Origin of the sequence: Methylobacterium cerastii (genome assembly GCF_022179125.1) — a bacterium.
Lineage (GTDB): Bacteria > Pseudomonadota > Alphaproteobacteria > Rhizobiales > Beijerinckiaceae > Methylobacterium > Methylobacterium cerastii.
Window position 1 is genome coordinate 54,178 of sequence record NZ_BPQG01000046.1, and the last position, 16,684, is coordinate 70,861.

A 16,684-nucleotide genomic window follows, 5' to 3' on the forward strand; every position below is an offset into this window, starting at 1 on the left:
CGGTTTCCTCCGCCTGCGACTCTCGGTTCGCGTGGATGCATCATGCATCGATTGCTCAGGTATGCAATATACCAGAGGCGGGGCGGCGGCGGAAACGTATTATCTTGCCGCTTTCTGTCATGCGGCCTCTTCGTGCGGCCGCGCAAGGCGGTGGCTCTGCCTCTCGGTAACGCGGCGGCGCGAGACCCGTGCCCTGCCCTTCCAGGGCCATCGACGACCACATCGTGACCGGAGGCCCGTGATGCGCGCTGGCTCAACGGGCGCGCGGCATGCGACAGGGTGCGAACCCGCCCGACGAGAGCCCGATGCCCTGCGCCCCCGACCGACTGCCCGCGTGACCGATCCCGCTCCCGCGTCGCGCAAGCGCGACCCGCGCGTCGACGTGCTGCGCGGCCTGGCCCTGCTGATCATCTTCGTCGACCATATCCCCAACAACGCGCCGGCGCTGATCACGCCGCACAATCTCGGCTTCTCGGACGCCGCGGAGCTCTTCGTGCTGTTTGCCGGATACTCGGCGATGGCCGCCTATGGCGGCCTGTTCCGCCGCGCCGGCACGATCGAAACCCTGAAGCGCGTCGCACGGCGGTGCCTGCGCATCTACCTCTTCCAGGCGGCTCTCCTGCTGGCCACCCTGCTGATCGTGCGGGCCTGGATGGACGCGACCGGCCTCGTCCCCCGCTTCGGAGTCGCGCCACTGCTGCAGATGGGGCTGTGGTCCGGCCTGTGGCGCGGGCTGCTGCTCAACGCCTTGCCGAACTACCTCGACATCCTGCCCCTCTACATCGTGCTGCTGGCCGCCTTCCCGCTCTACTATGCCGGCATGCGCCGGAGCGTCTGGGGCGTGCTCGGCGTCTCGGCCCTGATCTGGCTGCTCGCCAACCTCGACCCGGCCTTCAACCTGCCCAACGCCGCGGCCGACGACGGCTGGTATTTCAACCCGTTCGCGTGGCAGTTCCTGTTCGCGATCGGGATGGCGCTGTCCGTCGCCATCCGGGGCGGCGACGGCCTGCTGCCGCGCCGTGCCTGGCTGAGGGCCGCGTGCTGGCTGATGCTCGCCGTCTCGCTGCTGCAGGCCGCGCCCTGGAGCGCCTGGAACCTGCCGGACCTGAGTCTCGTCGCCATGGCGCCGCCGGACAAGGGCCACGTCGCCCCGCTGCGGCTGCTCCACATCCTGGCGGTGATCTATCTGCTGTTCGGGTCTCCCCGCGTCTACGCCCTCACCACGAGCCCGCGCCTGCGCTGGCTCGAGCTGTGCGGGCGCCACTCCCTGGAGGTGTTCGCGCTCGGGTGCCTCGCGGCGCTGATCGGCCGGATCAGCTACCGCACCTTCGGGCCGACTTGGCCGCTGCAGGTCGGCGTCAACGTCGCCGGCCTCGCGGCGATGATCGCGCTGGCGTGGTTCCTCGACCGGCGGGCGCGCCTCAGCGCCGCCCCATGACCACCCGCAGCTTGTCGGCCAAGTCCTCGCGGCCGTAGGGCTTGTTGAGCAGCGGCAGGTCGGCGGGCAGGCCGTCCTCCCCGAAGGCGGAGGCGGTGTAGCCGGAGGCGAGCAGCACCCGGAGGCCGGGCCGGAGCCGGCGCGCCTCGACCGAGAGCTGCACCCCGTTCATCCCGCCCGGCATCACCACGTCTGAGAACAGGATGTCGACCCGCTCCGGCCCTTTCAGCCGGGCGAGCGCCTCGGCGGCATGGGTCGCGGTCAGGGTGCGGTAGCCGAGCTCGCTCAGGCTCTCGACCGCCATGTCGAGCACCGCCGGCTCGTCCTCGACGACGAGGATCACCTCGCCGTCGGTGGCGCGGCGCAGCGGCATCGGCCCCTCGGGCCGGGCCGGCGTGGCGATCTCCTTCGAGTGCGGCAGGTAGATCGACACGGTGGTGCCCGCGCCGACCTCGCTTCGCAGCAGCACCTGCCCGCCGCCCTGGCGCGCGAACCCGTAGACCTGGCTGAGGCCGAGGCCGGTGCCCTTGCCGACCTCCTTCGTGGTGAAGAACGGCTCGAAGGCGCGGGCGGCGGTGCCGGCATCCATGCCCTGGCCGGAATCGCCGACCGCGACGTGGACGTACTGCCCCGGCGCGAGGTCCGGCAGCGCCGCGCCGTCCTCATCCGTCACCGTCAGGTTCTCGGTGCGGATCGTCAGGCGGCCGCCGGACGGCATCGCGTCGCGGGCGTTGACCGCGAGGTTGAGGATCGCGCTCTCGAACTGGCCGGGGTCGAGCCGCACCGGATCGAGGGCGGCGTCGAGGTCGAACGTCACGGCGATGGTCTCGCCGACGGCGCGCTCCAGCAGGGTGCGGAAATCCTTGAGCAAACGGTTCGGGTTGACCGTCTCGGGGCGCAGCACCTGCCGGCGCGAGAACGACAGCAGCTTCTCGGTGACCTCGGCGCCGCGCCGGGCCGCGGTCATCGCCGAGCCGGCGAGGCGCTCCACCCGCTGCGCGTCGGCGGGGCGGCGGACGATCATGTCGAGGTTGCCGATGACGATGGTCAGCAGGTTGTTGAAGTCGTGGGCGACGCCGCCGGTGAGCTGGCCGATCGCCTCCATCTTCTGCGCCTGGTTCAGGCGGTCGTCGGCGTCCTGGCGCGCGGTGGTGTCGACGACGATCCCGGCGAGCGCGGTCGCGCGGCCGGCCTCGTCGCGCATCGCCCGGCCCTTCAGCTCGATCCAGCGCGTCGCCCCGTCGCCCGCGCGCCGGATGCGGCATTGCAGGTCCAGGGATCCCACGGTCGCGATGGTGGTGAAGGCGGCCTCGGCGGCCGCGCGATCCTCGGGGAGGACGTGCGCGAGGGTCGTCGCCACGTCCCAGCGCGGCTGCAGGGCGTCGTAACCGAAGATGGCGTCGTGGCGCAGGCTCCGCCGCGACACGCCGGAGCCGAGGTCGAACTCCCAGTCGCCCATGTCGGCGGCTTCGAGCGCGATGGCGAGGTGGTCGCGGGCGACCTGGAGGTCGGCGCGCTGGCGCTCGCGCGCCTCGGCGATGCGCTCGGCATGTCCGTAGAGCAGGTCCACCTTGTGCAGGTACGCGCACAGCACGACGATGCCTGAGATCAGCGCCTCGAACCGCCCAGAGAACCAGCCGACGCTGCCGCGGGACGCGCCCGTCAGCGTCACGAGGTTGTCGAGGAGGAGCAGGAACAGCGAGACCGCGAGCCAGAGCTGGAGCAGGCTGCGCAGGCGCGTCGTCCAGCACAGGATCGCGAGCGAGAGGATGGTGAGCAGGGCGACCCCCGGCCCGACGCCGGAGGTGGTGAGCGACCAGTAGTCGTCGCCGACCACGGTGGTCGGCAGCCGGTCGACCTGGGCGACCACGAGGTAGGTCAAACCGGCGACCGCCACCGCGACCCCGACGGCCGCGGCGATCCCGACGGATGCGGACCGTTCGGGGGCGATCGACCGGCGCCGGCCGTCGCCTTCCATGATCGCGTAGGGCAGCGCGAACAGCGGCGGCCCGAGGTGCCACAGGGTCCAGAGCCACGTCGTCGTCGCCGGCGCCGACCCGAGGATGCGAGCCGTGCCGAAGACGTTCGGGAAGCTCAGGAGCTGGATCGCCACGATCAGCGTGACGTAGAGGCCGCCCGACGAGAGCACCAGCAGCGGCACCGAGCGGGTGCGCCGGTACTGCGCGAAGAACAGCGCCGTGGTGACCGCGTAGACCACCGTGAGCGCCGATTGATGGCTCGCGACGAATCCCGGCATCGGCGCCATCGGCTGCCCGACGAACGGGAGCAGCGCGAGCGACAGCGCGGCGAAGGCGAGGCAGACCAAGCCGGCGAACTGTCGCTGTCTCGGGCCCGGAGCCGCGTTGGCGAAGGTGGTGAGGTCGGCGGGGCGCGGGGCGTCGTTCACGATGGTCTCCGACCTTGCGACACCACGGGTGAAGCCGAAACGACAGGATTGCGTCGGCCTACCACAACCCAATGCTTGTAACTATCGCAGATGTGCAACTGAGAGGCACAATTTGTGACGGCGAGATCAGTCCGTCGCGCGGCGGAGTCCGAGGAGGGTCTTCCGGGTTGCGCGACGCTCGGCCTGGATCTGCGCCACCAGGGTCTCGGCGCTCGGCACGCCCATCGCGGTGGCCATCCGGGCCAGGGCGCCGCGCGACGGCGCCGTCCCGTCCGCGCCGACGAGGCGCTGCCAGTGATGCACGGCATCGAACAGGCGATAGGCGTCGGCGAGCCGCCCGGCGGCGTCGACGGGAAGCACTCCGCTCGCGCCGGCCTGCTCCAGCACCGCGTCGGCGGTGGCGCCGACGAGCGCTGGCTGCTCGTGCGCATGGCCGAGCACCAGGGCCTGGGCGAGGAACTCGAGGTCGAGCAGGGCGCCCGACGCCATCTTGAGGTCGAGCGGCCCGCGATGGCCCTTCTCGCGCGCGACCAGCCCGCGCATGTCCCGCGCCGCCCGGCACACCGCACCGGCGTCGCGGACCTGCGCCACCGTCTCGCGGATACCGGCTTCGATCTCGGCGCCGAGGCCCGGGTCGCCCGCGATCACCCGCGCCCGGGTCAGCACCATGTGCTCCCAGACCTCGGCCTCGCTCCGGTGGTAGGCAAGGAAGCCGCGGACCTGCACCGCCGTCGGGCTGTGCTCGCCGCCGGGCCGCAGGCGGAGGTCCACGGCGTAGAGACCACCGCGGCGGGTCTGGACCGTCAGCGCCGCGTAGAGCCGTTGTGCGAGGCGGTTGTAGGCCACCACCGCGTCGATCGCCCGCCGTCCCGTCGTGGTCCGGTCCTCGGGGTCGAAGTCGTAGACGATCACGAGGTCGAGGTCGGACTCCGCCGTGAGCTGGCGCGAGCCGAGGCGGCCGATGGCGAGGATCGCGCAGCGCCCCTTCGGCACGGCGCCGTATTCCGCGGCGAAGACGCGCTCGACCGCTGCGAGGCTCGCAGTGACCGCAGCTTCGGCGATCGTCGAATAGGCCTCGCCGGCCTGGGCCGCCGACAGGATGCCCGAGAGCAGGCGCGCGCCGGTGACGAAGCGCAGTTGCCGGGCGGCGTCGCGGCTGCGGTCGAGGAAGGTCTCGTGGTCGGCCGGGCTGCCGACCAGCGCCGCGTACTGCGCGGCGACCGCGGCTGGATCGGTCGTCGGCGCGACGAAGTCCGGGTCGAGCACCGCGTCGAGCACGTGCGGGCCGGTCCCGACGGTAGCGGCCAGCCGCGGCGCGGTGCCGAGGATGTCGGAGAACAGCAGGCGCAGGCGTTCGTGCGCCAGCAGGATCGTCAGGAGCTCGGACGCGTCCGGCATCCGGGCGAAGGCGTGGTCGAGGGTGTTGAGCGCCGCATCCGGCTCCGCGGTGCCGCCGAGCGCCTGGAGCAAGCTCGGCAGAAGCTCGGTCAGCACGGCGCGGGCGCGGGCGGTCCGCACCGCTGGCCGGCGCCCGAAATGCCAGCCGCGCACGGTCTCGACGGTACGGGCCGGATCGGTGAAGCCGAGGGCTGCCAAGGTCGCCAGCGTCGCGGGATCGTCCTCGCTGCCGCTGAAGACGAGGTCGCCGACCTCTGCCGACAGGCTCGGCGCGGTCTCGAACAGCAGGACGTAATGGGCCTGCACCCGGCCGGCATGGCGCAGGAGCGCCGCCTCGAACGCGCCGCGGGTCTCGAAGCCGCAGAACCGCGCGAAGGCTGCGAGGTCGTCGCCGTCAAGCGGCAGGCGCTGGGTCTGCTCGTCGCGCCGCATCTGCAGGCGATGCTCGATCGTGCGCAGGAACGCGTAGGCCGCGGCAAGCTCGTCGCGGGCGGCGGCGTCGATCCAGCCGGCCTGCGTCAGCGCGCCGAGCATCGGCACCGTACGGCTGCCGCGCAGTTCGGGCCGCCGCCCGCCGAAGACCAGTTGCTGGGTCTGCACGAAGAACTCGATCTCGCGGATGCCGCCGCGGCCGAGCTTGATGTCGTGGCCGACCACCGCCAGCGCCTCGTGGCCGCGCACCACGTGGATCTGGCGCTTCATCGCGTGGATGTCGGCGATGGCGGCGAAATCGAAGTACTTGCGCCAGATGAAGGGCGTCAGCTCGGCGAGGAACCGTGCCCCGGCGGCGCGGTCTCCGGCGATCGGCCGCGCCTTGATGAAGGCCGCCCGCTCCCAGTTCTGGCCGAGCGACTGGTAGTAGTCGAAGGCGAAGTCGGTGGAGAGCGCGACCGCTGTCGAGCCGGGATCGGGCCGCAGCCGGTAGTCGACGCGGTGGACGTAGCCCTCGGACGTGCGCTCTTCCAGGAGCTTCGCGATGCCCTGCGCGAGCTTGGCGAAGAACGGTTTCGCCTCGACGTTCTCGCCGAGCGGCGCGACGGCGGCGTCGAAGAACATGATCAGGTCGACGTCGCTGGAATAGTTGAGCTCGCCCCCGCCGAGCTTGCCGAGGCCCAGGACCACGAGGCCCGAGCCGGCTTGGGGGGCCTCGGGGTCGGCCGGGCGAAACTTCCCCGTGCCCGCGGCCTGGAGCAGGAGCGCGTCGGCGGCGGCGCCGACCGACGCGTCGGCGAAGTCCGACAGGGCCTTTGTCACGGTGGCCAAGTCCCACAGGCCGCCGAGGTCGGCGAGCGCCACGAGCAGGGCGTGCTCCGCGCGGTTGCGCCGAAGGACCTGCCCGATCGCGGCGAGGTTCGGCTTCGTTCCGCCCGTGCGACCCGCGGCCCGCTGCCGTGCCGTGATCGCCGCGTCCGCCGCCTCCGGGGCCTGGCCCGCCAGCGCCACGAACCGGTCCGGCGCCTGTGCGATCAGCCGCCATAGGAAGGGGGCGTGGTCGGCGATCCCGAGGAGGAGCGCGCGCACCGGCGGCGTGACGAACCCCGGCGGAAAGGCGGGCTCGACGTCGCCGAGGCGCGCGGCGGCGGTGCCCGGATCATGTAGGCCGGGTGCCGCCCGCAGGCGATCGTGTAACGAACCGAGGGCTGGCATCGGCGACCCGTCCGTGGCCGGAATGTCGAGGCCCGCGTGCCGGTCCTCCAATCGGCTGGCACGCTATCCGATCGCGATCCGCTTGGGGATGCGCGCGCGTCCCGCCGGGACCGCGGGGGCCTATTCCAGCATCTCGAGCGTGCGCAGCACCGCCATGCCGACGCGTTCGGCATCGATCTCGCCGGCCTCCGTCCGGGGCAGGACCGCGACGGCCTCGACGCGGTCGCCGACAAGCGGCCCGACGACGACTTTCAACACTTCGCCCGCCGGCGAGCCGGGATCGGCCACCAGGGCGACGACGTGGCCGGCCGCCTCGCCGTAGATCCGCAGCGGTTCGAGCGCGATCTCCTCGGGCACCTCGGCGTCGGGCTGCGGCGGGCGACTGAAAGTCGGGCGAATCACGTTGGTCATGCGCCGGGTCCTTTCGAATCGTCGTGGCCGTGTCTGTTAAGCGAGGCTTGGGCGCTGGGTCATCGAACGGGCGGCCATCCCTCGCGGCTCGATGCCCTCCGCTCGCCGAGATGTCATCGCGGCGGCCCTCGCAGGACGCCCCATCGTGCTTGTGAGCGGATGCCGTCGCCGCTAAGAGGCGGACCCCGGGCAGAAAAAAGGCCGCCCCCAAAGGAGCGGCCCGAAGTCTAGGGAGGAAACGCCCAAGATGGGCAGCGGTACGGCGACGCCATCGCTATCCCGCAATGCACAAATAACCCTTCGCGCCGCACCATGCAAGCCTCGGTTGGTCCGCTCGGACTACTAAGCGCGCCGGCCGGGTTTCTCTCGTCACGCGGTCGGACGAAGCCTCACGACCCGAGCTGCCGGTCGTGGTCGAGCTGCCGCATCAGTTCGGCCAAGCGCGGATCGAGCGCTTCGTCGATCACCGGCTCGTAGAGCGCCTGGAGGTGGCGCCCGAGGCGCTGGCGGGTCAACGCGTCGAGGGTCGGCGTCGCATCCGGCTTGGCAACGACGGGCTGGGCTTGGCGGTTCGTGTCGAGCATCGACATTACATTGGCGCCGGCGCCGACTTGGCAACCATCTCCGGTCGAACCCCGTGTGCCAAATCGGCGACGGGTTGTGCCGGAAAACGGAACGGCGCGAACCGTGAGGTCCGCGCCGCGCCTTTCGTTGAATACGCTGATGCGTGTTCGACCGTTTAGCGGTCGCCGACGCCCGACAGGAGCTTCTCGATCTGCCCCAGGCCGCTCTCGCGGGCCTTCGCCTCGCTGGGCAGGCTCCGGTCGGAGCGCTGGGTCAGCTTGCCGTTCTTACGGATGGCCCACTGGTAGGAGCCGCCGTCGGCCTTCGGGGGAATGATCTCCAGGGAGTACGGATGGATGTTCGTTGATGTCTCGCTCATGAGCCTATTATGCCACGGACGCGGTTCCAGTCCAAGTCCGGACTGAAACCGCGGATGCAGATGCCGCATCGGGCGCTCCGCGAAGCGAGTCCTTGGGCTGCGCGATCCTGGCGGCACGCGTGAAAATCGTGAGCTTGGATCGGCCTGCCGACCTACGGTGGCGCGCGGCGCGAACGCTGCATCGGCGGACGCCGATCTTGTCGAATGCCTGACCAATCGATGTTCGGCCGCACGGACTACCGGGCCTTCTCGTGCTCGCCGAGGCCGACGGCCTTGAAGTCGTAGGTCGGGAAGAATTCAGTGCGGTAGGCACCCCACGCGGTGTCCTCCAGCACGCGATTGATCTCGCGAAGACGGGTCGCAGGCAGGCGCAGCACCACGATCTGGCCGACGCCCATCACGACGTTCCACGACACCACCTCGATGCCGGGCGGCGGGAAAGCCTTGTAGAAGCCTTGCCGCGCCAGCTGCGCGTTCAGCTCGGCGAGCGGCCGCGACTGGTCGTGCTTCAGGAAGACCGTCAGCAGGATCGCGTCCTCCGGCGTCGCCGTCGCGGTGCCCGACGGGGGGGCCGAGACGGCCTGGGCGAACGCGCTCGGAGCACCCGCGAGCGCCATCGCCAGGGCCGCGAGCGGCCAGGCCGCACGAAGTGAACGCCGCATCGCAGTCTCCTCCACCAGCCCGGTTCGTCCTTCGAGACGCCGCGTGGGCGAAACACCGTCTCGAAGCCTCGAACGCGGGACCGCGCTCGCGGGTCCGCACCCTGCCCGGATGAACCTCCGGCGTCTCCGCCCGTTGCCGTGCGCTTGCGCCGAATCGGTGCGACCGCCCCCGGACCTGGACAGACCGATGACCCGCACGACGCTCGCCCTCGCCTCCGCGCTCGGATTGATCCTGGCCGGTCCCGCCTCGGCGCAGATCGTGACGGGGGGCGCCGGCAACACCGGCGTCGCGCCCCCGCCCGGCACCGGGGGCGTCGGCGGCGGCGCGCGCGACCTCGGGCCGAGCCCGATCACCCGCGGGAACGAGGCCAACCCGAGCAACATGTCGGTTCCCGGCACGACCCCGAACGTGAACATCGGCGGGACGCCGACCAGCGGTCCGCCCGGCACCGGCGGCGCCGCCGGCGGTCCTTCGCTCGGCCGTTAGCTTCTCGGCGCCCTGCACGATTCGCATGGCTTCGTTGCGGGCGCCGCAAGCTCCAGGCGTCGCAATTGTGTTGCGGCGCACACGCGGTAGGGCGACCATAACCGCTGTCCGCCGCCATTCCGGCCGGCGAACACCGCGTGACGCGGCCCCGGCGAGACTCCGGAGCGCCCTCCGCCCACGGTGACGGCCCCAAGCCATCTGGGGCGTTTCACGTCTCGCTGCAGACCCACCCCCATGAACACCTCCGTTCGGATCGCGCTGACGACGCTCGTCGTCGGCGTGGACTTCCTCGTCCTGCGCGCCGGCACGGGCGACCGGCTCGGCGCCGCGCAGTCCGGCCGCATCGCCGCCCGGCAATTCCAGGATTCCGACTGGCCGGCGGCGGAGGCCGCCTGGGCCGCCACCGCCCTGGACGGCGCCGGCCCGCTCGCCGCGATCCTGTCCGTGGCGGCGCTCGCGGCGATCTGGCTCGTCGGCCGGCGCGGTGCCGGATATGCCGGGTTCGCGGTCGCGGGCCTCCTGATCGAGGGGCGACCCGAGCCGGCGCAGGCCTATTACGACACGCGCGACTATCCCGAATTCGTCGAGGTCCTGCCGAACCAGACCGCGTTCCTCATCCCCGAGGTCGGCGAGACGAAGTCCGGCCAGGCGGCCTTCATGTCCGAGCAGTTCCTCAACGAGCGCAAGGTCGCGATGAAGCGGATCCAGATCCCGCATACGCTGATCCGCAACCCGGGCTGGGCCTACGACTACTTCGTCCCCGCCGCGCGGCTGATGCTCGTCGACCGGTCGCCGGTCTCGCGCGAATGGGTGAGCGCGACCGAGCGCGGCACCTCCGTCCGCGACCAGGGCATCCGCTTCGAGACCGCCGATTCCGTGACCCTGCGCGCCGGAATCGTGGTCTCGGCCTTCGCGAAGGAGGAGGATGCGAGCAAGTTCGTCTACTGGTTCGGCGCGCGGGCCGCGGGCGGCAACGCCGCCGACCCGCAGGTGAACTTCGCCAGCGTGATCCAGGGCAAGTCGCTGGCCGAGGTCGTCGACGAGAACGTGCACCGGACGGTCCAGGCGGCGATGGCCAAGGAGTTCGGCCGACGCACCACCGACAAGGCGATCCACGGCAAGGTCGCGATCATCGAGGCTGTCGAGAAGGAGGTCCGCCGGGTCTACGAGCCGATGGGGATCACGGTGACCACCTTGGGCTATGCCGAAGGCCTGACCTTCGACAACCCCGAGATCCAGAAGGCGATCGACATGAGCTTCATGGCGATGAAGCACGCGCAGTCGGCGCAGGTGCAGATGCAGACGCTGCCGATCCAGGAGAAGATCCTAGACCTCAAGATCCGCGAGATGGACGCCCAAGGCCGCCAGACCCTCGCCGGCCGCTGGAACGGCTCGGCCGCCAACGTCCTGCCGGCGCTGCCGAACTGGGTGGTGCTGCCCGCCGGCTGGCTCGACGCGCTCAAGGCCTGGCTTCAGCCGAGCGCACCGGCGCCCGCCGCGCCCTGATCGACGCGCCTCGCACATGTGCGCGGCGAGGCGCCGCCCTCCTTCCGGACTGCGACCGACCCGGAGACGATTCGGGCCGGTCGCTCAGAGGTCCGCGGTCTGCGCGTCCCGGATCATCCGGTCGACCAGCGCCTCGCGCCTGGCCTGGCGGATGAGGATGCGGGCGGCGGCGCGGGCGTTGGCCGCGCGCGCTTGGCCGCTCGGCGCGCCGTCGCGGAGCGCCCGCCAGGCGAGCCGGCGGAACCAGCGCACGTTGGCGATGACCGTCGTCCGGCGGCTCAAAGGGCCGCCGACCTCGAGGATCTGTTCCGTCGTGCGTGGGGTCATCGTCTGGCAGTCCGGATCGCGAACCCGTGCTCGTCCGTGAATGAACGAGAGATGGCCGCCGCACCAAGATTCGGCAAGAGCAATGCCATTCGATCTGTGTCGAATTCAGACAGCGATGCTTCTCCCACCTGTTTTGCCGCACCGACCTCTGATTTCGGCCGCTGTACGAGATCGTGTTTGGAGCAACGCGACCGCTCGCCGGCCGACCGCACGATCGGTGACGCACCGCGTGGACGACCTGCGTGACGTAGACGAGGCTGTTGCCCGATGGGGAGACGTGTCGTCGCGACACGAGGCGTGCCGCGGTGGGACACGGAACGAAGCGGTGCTCCCGCGCTTCTCCGATCGACTTCCTCCCGCGGCAGGAGAACACCATGGACGACGATCGGGTCTGGTCTTTCGAGAAGAGCCTCTGGGACGGTACTCCCGAGCACTACCGCGAGCTGGTCGACGAGACGTGCCTGATGGTGCTGCCGCACCCGCCCTTCGTGCTCAGTGGCACGCAGGCGATCGAGGCCGTCGCCGACACCACCCGCTGGACCGAGGTCGCGTTCTCGAAGGGTCAGATCGCCCGGCCGCAAGAGGGCCTGATCGTGGTCGCCTACCACATCGAGGCTTCGCGCGGCGACGAGACCTACCAAGCGAACTGCACCTCGACCTATCGCTGGCTGTCGCACGAGGTCTGGCGCGTGATCCAGCACCAGCAGACGCCGCCGCTGGTGGTGCAGGGTGCGGTCGAGAAGACCGGCTGACCGGTCGATTCCGGGCTTCGAACCGCGCCTATCTCGCCGGGCTGCGCTATGGCGCGCCCGGTACCATTCTTTCCGCGCTCAGGTGCGCTTGCGGCAGAGAAAACCGGTCGCCGTCCGACGGAGACACCTGTGACGCGGCGGCTTACGTCGTGCGCGCCGAGCGACGTTACGGCTTATCCTGACGGGCCGCGTCTTCGGCTTCGGTGCCCGGCCGGTCCATTGGGCCGTCGACCGGCTTTGTCTTGCCATCGACGGTGTCCTGAGGGGTGATCGCCGCGCCGTCCGGCGTCGGCTTTCCCTGCGGCATGCGTTGGGCCTGCGTGTCGACGTCGTCGGTCATCGGGACAGACTTTCAGATTTCAGTTTCGCCGCGGACGATCGCAGCCTCACCCGTGCCCCTCTGCGCCAGACCGACGTCGGTTTCTTCTTCCGCGACCGCCAACGGCGGCAGGCTGATGTCATCCGTGGAGGCTCGGCCAAGGCGATCGTCGATCCGTTCGATGCCCGGTCGATCTGCAACCATACCGCCTCCTCTGTTCGTCAGAGGGTCGGCGTCGGCGTTCCGAGCGGACATGCGAACCTCACCGTATAAGAGGGTTAACGTCCCGAAGGTGTCGCGGTTCTCCGGGCCGGATGGCACTGCGACGAACGGCGTGATCTCATGGCACGAACCGGCCCCTGCGGGATCGCTCGCGGGCACAGGTGGATACCGGCGACCCATGCCGACCGGAGCGGCCGATCGCAACGAAACGCCAAACCACTCCACCGCGAACATGATGGCGGCGGGACATGCACCCCGCCGCCGTTGCCTAAACGCGAAGCGAGGTTGTGATCAGAAGGTCCCGATGGCGCTCGCCGTACCGACGATGGTGGCGACGAGGCCGAAGGCGAAGGCCCCGATCATTGCGTAGCTGAAGGGCTTCAGTTCCATGGTCGGCATCCTCTTTCGGTTTTGGTGACGCGGTCCGAAAACTGCCCGGCCGCGTGGCGATCAGCGTCCGATCAAACGTGGTGATGCCACCTCGGCCGTGACGTGCGAGTACGCACGCTGCACCGCAGCATGGCGCAAAGCACGGTCGCAAAGCCGATGCCACGCCGGATCGGCAACCGTTGCGAAGCCTGCGTCGCGCCGCGTACTCTGCCACGCCGAGCCGGCGCAAATCACCCGCATTGCGCTCAAGCTTCGAACAGGATCAAAGTACGGGGCGGACACCCGCAGACCATCGCCCGCGTGGAAGAGTACGCACACACGGCACGGTTGCAGGTTTGTCAATATTAACAACCTGTGATTAAACCCGCAGATTGGGAGGCCGGCATGCAACCGTCGGAATGCTGCATCTTTCGGATCGTGATCGCGTCCGGTCTCGGGCTGCTGATCACGGCCGCGCTGCTCTGGCGCTACTCGCCGGTCCTGGCCGTGCTGTCCGCGCCGCTCGGCGGCTCGGTGGCAGCCCTCCTGGCGATGGTCGTGTTCCAGGCGGCCCGGCCCTTCGTGTCACCCGAGCCGATAGGCGTCGACCCGAACAGCGACTACTTCGCACGGAAGATCGGCTTTCTGTGATGCCGGGTTCGGACTGCCGCCAGTCGATCGGCTGCGATCACGCCGTCAGCGATCGGCCTGCCGTGTCGCGCGACGGCTCGGGCTGCGAACCGTTGCAGTCCGTCCGACCCGGTGGCGTGAGCGGACGACACGCCGTGACGGTCTCGCGTAATCCTTGCCGGACCTGACAGCGATCGGGCGTGCGCCGCTTGTGTTTTGCAGGTTGTCGTAAGGCCCGCGACCCGTGCGCGCCCGGTAGGCGGCACCGGCGAAATCCCCGGGCGTGGGCGGCGTGCCGGGTTGCGAGAAGCTCGTCTCCGGCCGGTAGGCCGGCCCCCAGCCGATCTCGTCGTCGCCCGCCGGGTCCTTGCCCGGAAAGCCGGTGACGTAACCGGTGCTCTGCGCAGCTGCCGGGCCGATCGGCGCCAACAGGCAGAGCAGGCCGCCGAGCACGAGGATAGCTTTTTGCGATGCATGGGGCATGGCGTGGGTCCTTACCTTCGCGCACCGAATGCGCGTGCGTGGAGTGCTGGACCAACCCGACGCCGGACCACCGGTTCTGAGCCTGTGGTCCGCTGCCGCGGATGGCTTCGACGGACGCCTTGTCCCGCGCGCTACGCCTGCTTTTGCGCGAAAGGCTCGGCATGTCCGAAGCCGCTTCGTCGATAATCAGGCCGCCATCGCCTGCTCGACGGCGTCGCAGGTCGCGTTGAGCCCGTCCTCTTGCGCCAAAAGTAGCGCGGCCTCGCGGCAGGCCTGCGCCACCTGCGGCGACCCGAGGAGCCGCTCCAGCACGCGTGCGGCACGCGGCGGCGTGAACCGGCGCCGGCTGAGCGCGGCGCCGACGCCGAGGCGCCGGAGGCGGACGGCCTCGTCGAAATGATCGAATGCCACCGGCACGAGCAGTTGTGGGATGCCGGCGGCGAGCGCCTGCGCCACGGTGCCGATGCCGCCGTGATGGACCAGGGCGGCGCAGCGCGGCAGCAGCGCGCTGAACGGCGCGTAGGCGACCCGCAGGATTTCCGGCGGCAGCGCCCCGGGCATCTGGTCGGCCTGCGGCGCCAGCAGGATGCCGCGCCGGCCCATGCGCCGGCACAGGGCGACCGCAGTCTCGAAGAACGCGCGCCCCTGCCGCATCCCTGATCCATAGGTGAACGCGATGGGGGGCGTGCCCGCATCGAGGAAGCGCGCGACCTCGGGATCGAGCGCGGCCCGGTCGCCGTAACGGTCCGCGAGGGGGAAGCCGACCTGCACGGCCTGTTCCGGCCAATCCGCCTGCGGGCGGGCGAACCAGTTCGGGAACGTCAGCACCATCCGGGTCGGGCTGTTCCACCAGTGGCGCAGGCGGCGGACCGGCGGCAGGCCGAGGCTGTCGCGGAAGGCGTTGAGGTCGGGCAGCACCGCCGGATCGATGACGTAGCGGTCCCCGCCCCGCCCGAGCCAATGCCGAAACCGCGACGGCAGGCGTCGCGCCGCGGCCAGGCCCGGCAGCACCGGCGCCTCGCGACGGCTCTCGATCAGGAACGGGGCGACGTGGACCGTGACCAAGGGCAGGCCGAGCTTGTCCTGCGCGATGCGGGCCCCGAGGCTGTTGGGCGAGGCGACGACGATCCCGCCCTCCGCCGACCAGCGGGCCTGCACCCACGCGAAGACCGGCTCGGTCGCCGTGGACAGCGTCTGCAGCAGCGGCGCGACCCCCCGCGTCGGGTGCCAGAGGTTCGGGTGCCGGAGGGTCCGCTCGTAATCCGCCCGCGTGCCGAGCGCGTGGAAGTCGATCCCCGCCCGCGCCGCGAGGTCGCCGAACGGCGCCGGGGCGGCCAGCGCAACTCTATGGCCGCGATCTTTGAGTGCGGCGGCAAGCGCAAGAAAGGGCAGCACGTCGCCATGCGAGCCGAGCGTAACCAGGGAAACCTGCATCGTTCTATATTAGAGGAATTTTGATGGAATGGATCAAAAATATATTATAGTTATAAACTAACTTATGTTATAAGAAGCGTGGCGGCTTATTTGTCGTTTATACTAGTAAAAAGCGGCAAATCGTCTTGGTGCGGGCGTCGCGGCGCCTGGTGCCTTGCGATCGTACGGTGAGCGCTCGTGGCGCAGGCGCGTCCCGGAACTGGCCCGCCTGCCCCCGGTTCGCCTTTGGGACCGTTCCAAGCCGAGGCACGAACATGGCCGACCTTCGCGGGAAGACCGTCGTCATCACAGGCGCATCGAGCGGCATCGGGCGCGCGGCAGCGGAGGCGTTCGCCGCCCGGGGCAGCCGCGTCGTCCTGGCCGCACGGAGGGCCGACGTGCTCGACGCGTTGGCGCGCGACATTCGCGGCCGCGGCGGCGAGGCCGTGGCGATCCCCACCGACGTCGCCGATCCCGAGGCCGTGTCGGCGCTGGCCGACGGGGCGGTGGGCGCGTTCGGCCGGATCGACGTCTGGATCAACAACGCCGGCGCGGGCGTGTTCGGCCCGCTCCTCGACGCGCCGCTCGATCTGCACAGGCAGACGATCGCGATCAACCTGTTGGGCGCCATCCACGGCGCCTACGCCGTGCTGCCGCACTTCCTACGTCAGGGGAACGGCACGCTGATCGACACGGTCTCGATGGGCGGCTGGGCGCCGACGCCGTTCGCCGCGGCCTACACCGCCAGCAAATTCGGGTTGCGTGGCTTCTCTGCCAGCCTGCGCCAGGAGCTCGCGCCTCACCGGCACATCCACGTCTGCGGCGTGTTTCCGGCGATCGTCGACACGCCCGGCCTCGAGCACGGCGCCAACGTGACCGGTAAGACGCTCAACCCCGGCTACCTGTACTATGCACCGGAAGACGTGGCCGAGACCTACTTGCGGCTTGCGCTGCACCCACGCCACGAGGTGGCGGTGGGCTGGCCTGCGCGTTTGGCCCAGGTCGGCTACGCCCTCGCACCGTCCGTGACCGAACGGATGATGGGTGCGGGTTTCCGCCGCGCGCTCGACAGGGCCGACCCTGGCCCACGCACCCATGGTGCCTTGCGCCAGCCGAAGCCCGAAGGCGCCCGGGCCGACGGTGGCTGGCGCGACCGCAAGGGCGTTCCCTCGGCAGGTCGCCTCGGTCTCGGGCTCGTGCTTGCGGCGGCCTGCGGTACGGTGCTTCTCGGCAGCGCGTTGTCCGCGCGCCGCTCCTGACCGGCGAACGA

Annotated in this window: 17 protein-coding genes; 6 read left to right on the forward strand and 11 right to left on the reverse strand. The window is 70.5% G+C overall.

Going from position 1 to position 16,684, the window contains the following annotated elements:
- The first annotated feature begins 334 nt into the window (after nt 1–334).
- Complete coding sequence (locus MFF13_RS15085) at nt 335–1,438, forward strand: OpgC family protein (protein ID WP_238272456.1); 1,104 nt, start codon at nt 335–337, stop codon at nt 1,436–1,438.
- Here the strand turns inward: MFF13_RS15085 and MFF13_RS15090 are convergent.
- From MFF13_RS15090 to MFF13_RS15115, 6 genes are all read right to left on the reverse strand, one after another.
- Nucleotides 1,422–3,845, reverse strand: coding sequence for an MASE4 domain-containing protein (locus MFF13_RS15090; RefSeq protein WP_238272457.1), 2,424 nt, complete (start codon nt 3,843–3,845; stop codon nt 1,422–1,424). The two genes, MFF13_RS15085 and MFF13_RS15090, sit on opposite strands and share 17 nt — an antisense overlap.
- Nucleotides 3,846–3,971: 126 nt before the next feature.
- Nucleotides 3,972–6,890: a bifunctional [glutamine synthetase] adenylyltransferase/[glutamine synthetase]-adenylyl-L-tyrosine phosphorylase gene (locus MFF13_RS15095; protein ID WP_147828627.1), complete on the reverse strand. Its 2,919-nt coding sequence runs from the start codon at nt 6,888–6,890 to the stop codon at nt 3,972–3,974.
- Between the two features lie 120 nt (nt 6,891–7,010).
- Nucleotides 7,011–7,301: a hypothetical protein gene (locus tag MFF13_RS15100; protein ID WP_147828628.1), complete on the reverse strand. Its 291-nt coding sequence runs from the start codon at nt 7,299–7,301 to the stop codon at nt 7,011–7,013.
- A gap of 389 nt (nt 7,302–7,690) precedes the next feature.
- Nucleotides 7,691–7,885 carry a hypothetical protein gene (locus tag MFF13_RS15105; RefSeq protein WP_147750934.1) on the reverse strand — a complete coding sequence of 65 codons (195 nt, stop codon included), beginning with the start codon at nt 7,883–7,885 and terminating at the stop codon, nt 7,691–7,693.
- Between the two features lie 155 nt (nt 7,886–8,040).
- A complete protein-coding gene (locus MFF13_RS15110; RefSeq protein WP_147750933.1) occupies nt 8,041–8,244 on the reverse strand; it encodes a hypothetical protein in 204 nt (67 codons plus the stop codon).
- Between the two features lie 236 nt (nt 8,245–8,480).
- Nucleotides 8,481–8,906: a hypothetical protein gene (locus MFF13_RS15115; RefSeq protein WP_147764263.1), complete on the reverse strand. Its 426-nt coding sequence runs from the start codon at nt 8,904–8,906 to the stop codon at nt 8,481–8,483.
- A gap of 187 nt (nt 8,907–9,093) precedes the next feature.
- Between MFF13_RS15115 and MFF13_RS15120 the strand changes: the two genes are divergently transcribed.
- On the forward strand, nt 9,094–9,393 hold the full coding sequence (locus tag MFF13_RS15120) for a hypothetical protein (RefSeq protein ID WP_147750931.1): 300 nt from the start codon (nt 9,094–9,096) through the stop codon (nt 9,391–9,393).
- A 234-nt stretch (nt 9,394–9,627) separates the two neighbouring features.
- Entirely contained in the window at nt 9,628–10,899 is a 1,272-nt protein-coding gene (locus tag MFF13_RS15125; RefSeq protein ID WP_238272458.1) for an SPFH domain-containing protein, read from the forward strand.
- 84 nt (nt 10,900–10,983) lie between these two features.
- Here the strand turns inward: MFF13_RS15125 and MFF13_RS15130 are convergent, their stop codons facing one another.
- Nucleotides 10,984–11,226: a hypothetical protein gene (locus MFF13_RS15130; protein ID WP_147828631.1), complete on the reverse strand. Its 243-nt coding sequence runs from the start codon at nt 11,224–11,226 to the stop codon at nt 10,984–10,986.
- A gap of 374 nt (nt 11,227–11,600) precedes the next feature.
- On the opposite strand from MFF13_RS15130, the gene MFF13_RS15135 reads away from it, so the two are divergent.
- Entirely contained in the window at nt 11,601–11,978 is a 378-nt protein-coding gene (locus MFF13_RS15135) for a DUF4440 domain-containing protein (RefSeq protein WP_238272459.1), read from the forward strand.
- A 166-nt stretch (nt 11,979–12,144) separates the two neighbouring features.
- Here the strand turns inward: MFF13_RS15135 and MFF13_RS15140 are convergent, their stop codons facing one another.
- Nucleotides 12,145–12,318 (reverse strand): hypothetical protein, encoded by a 174-nt coding sequence (locus MFF13_RS15140; RefSeq protein WP_187273613.1) that lies wholly within the window; start codon nt 12,316–12,318, stop codon nt 12,145–12,147.
- 12 nt (nt 12,319–12,330) lie between these two features.
- Nucleotides 12,331–12,753, reverse strand: coding sequence for a hypothetical protein (locus tag MFF13_RS15145; protein WP_238272460.1), 423 nt, complete (start codon nt 12,751–12,753; stop codon nt 12,331–12,333).
- A gap of 540 nt (nt 12,754–13,293) precedes the next feature.
- Here MFF13_RS15145 and MFF13_RS15150 point away from each other — a divergent pair.
- Entirely contained in the window at nt 13,294–13,539 is a 246-nt protein-coding gene (locus tag MFF13_RS15150) for a hypothetical protein (protein ID WP_147750925.1), read from the forward strand.
- 45 nt (nt 13,540–13,584) lie between these two features.
- Here MFF13_RS15150 and MFF13_RS15155 read toward each other — a convergent pair whose 3' ends face one another.
- A complete protein-coding gene (locus tag MFF13_RS15155) occupies nt 13,585–14,001 on the reverse strand; it encodes a hypothetical protein (protein ID WP_238272461.1) in 417 nt (138 codons plus the stop codon).
- A gap of 186 nt (nt 14,002–14,187) precedes the next feature.
- Nucleotides 14,188–15,435 carry a glycosyltransferase gene (locus tag MFF13_RS15160; protein ID WP_147828634.1) on the reverse strand — a complete coding sequence of 416 codons (1,248 nt, stop codon included), beginning with the start codon at nt 15,433–15,435 and terminating at the stop codon, nt 14,188–14,190.
- Nucleotides 15,436–15,689: 254 nt separating this feature from the next.
- Between MFF13_RS15160 and MFF13_RS15165 the strand changes: the two genes are divergently transcribed.
- Entirely contained in the window at nt 15,690–16,673 is a 984-nt protein-coding gene (locus tag MFF13_RS15165; protein WP_238272462.1) for an SDR family oxidoreductase, read from the forward strand.
- Nucleotides 16,674–16,684: the final 11 nt, after the last annotated feature.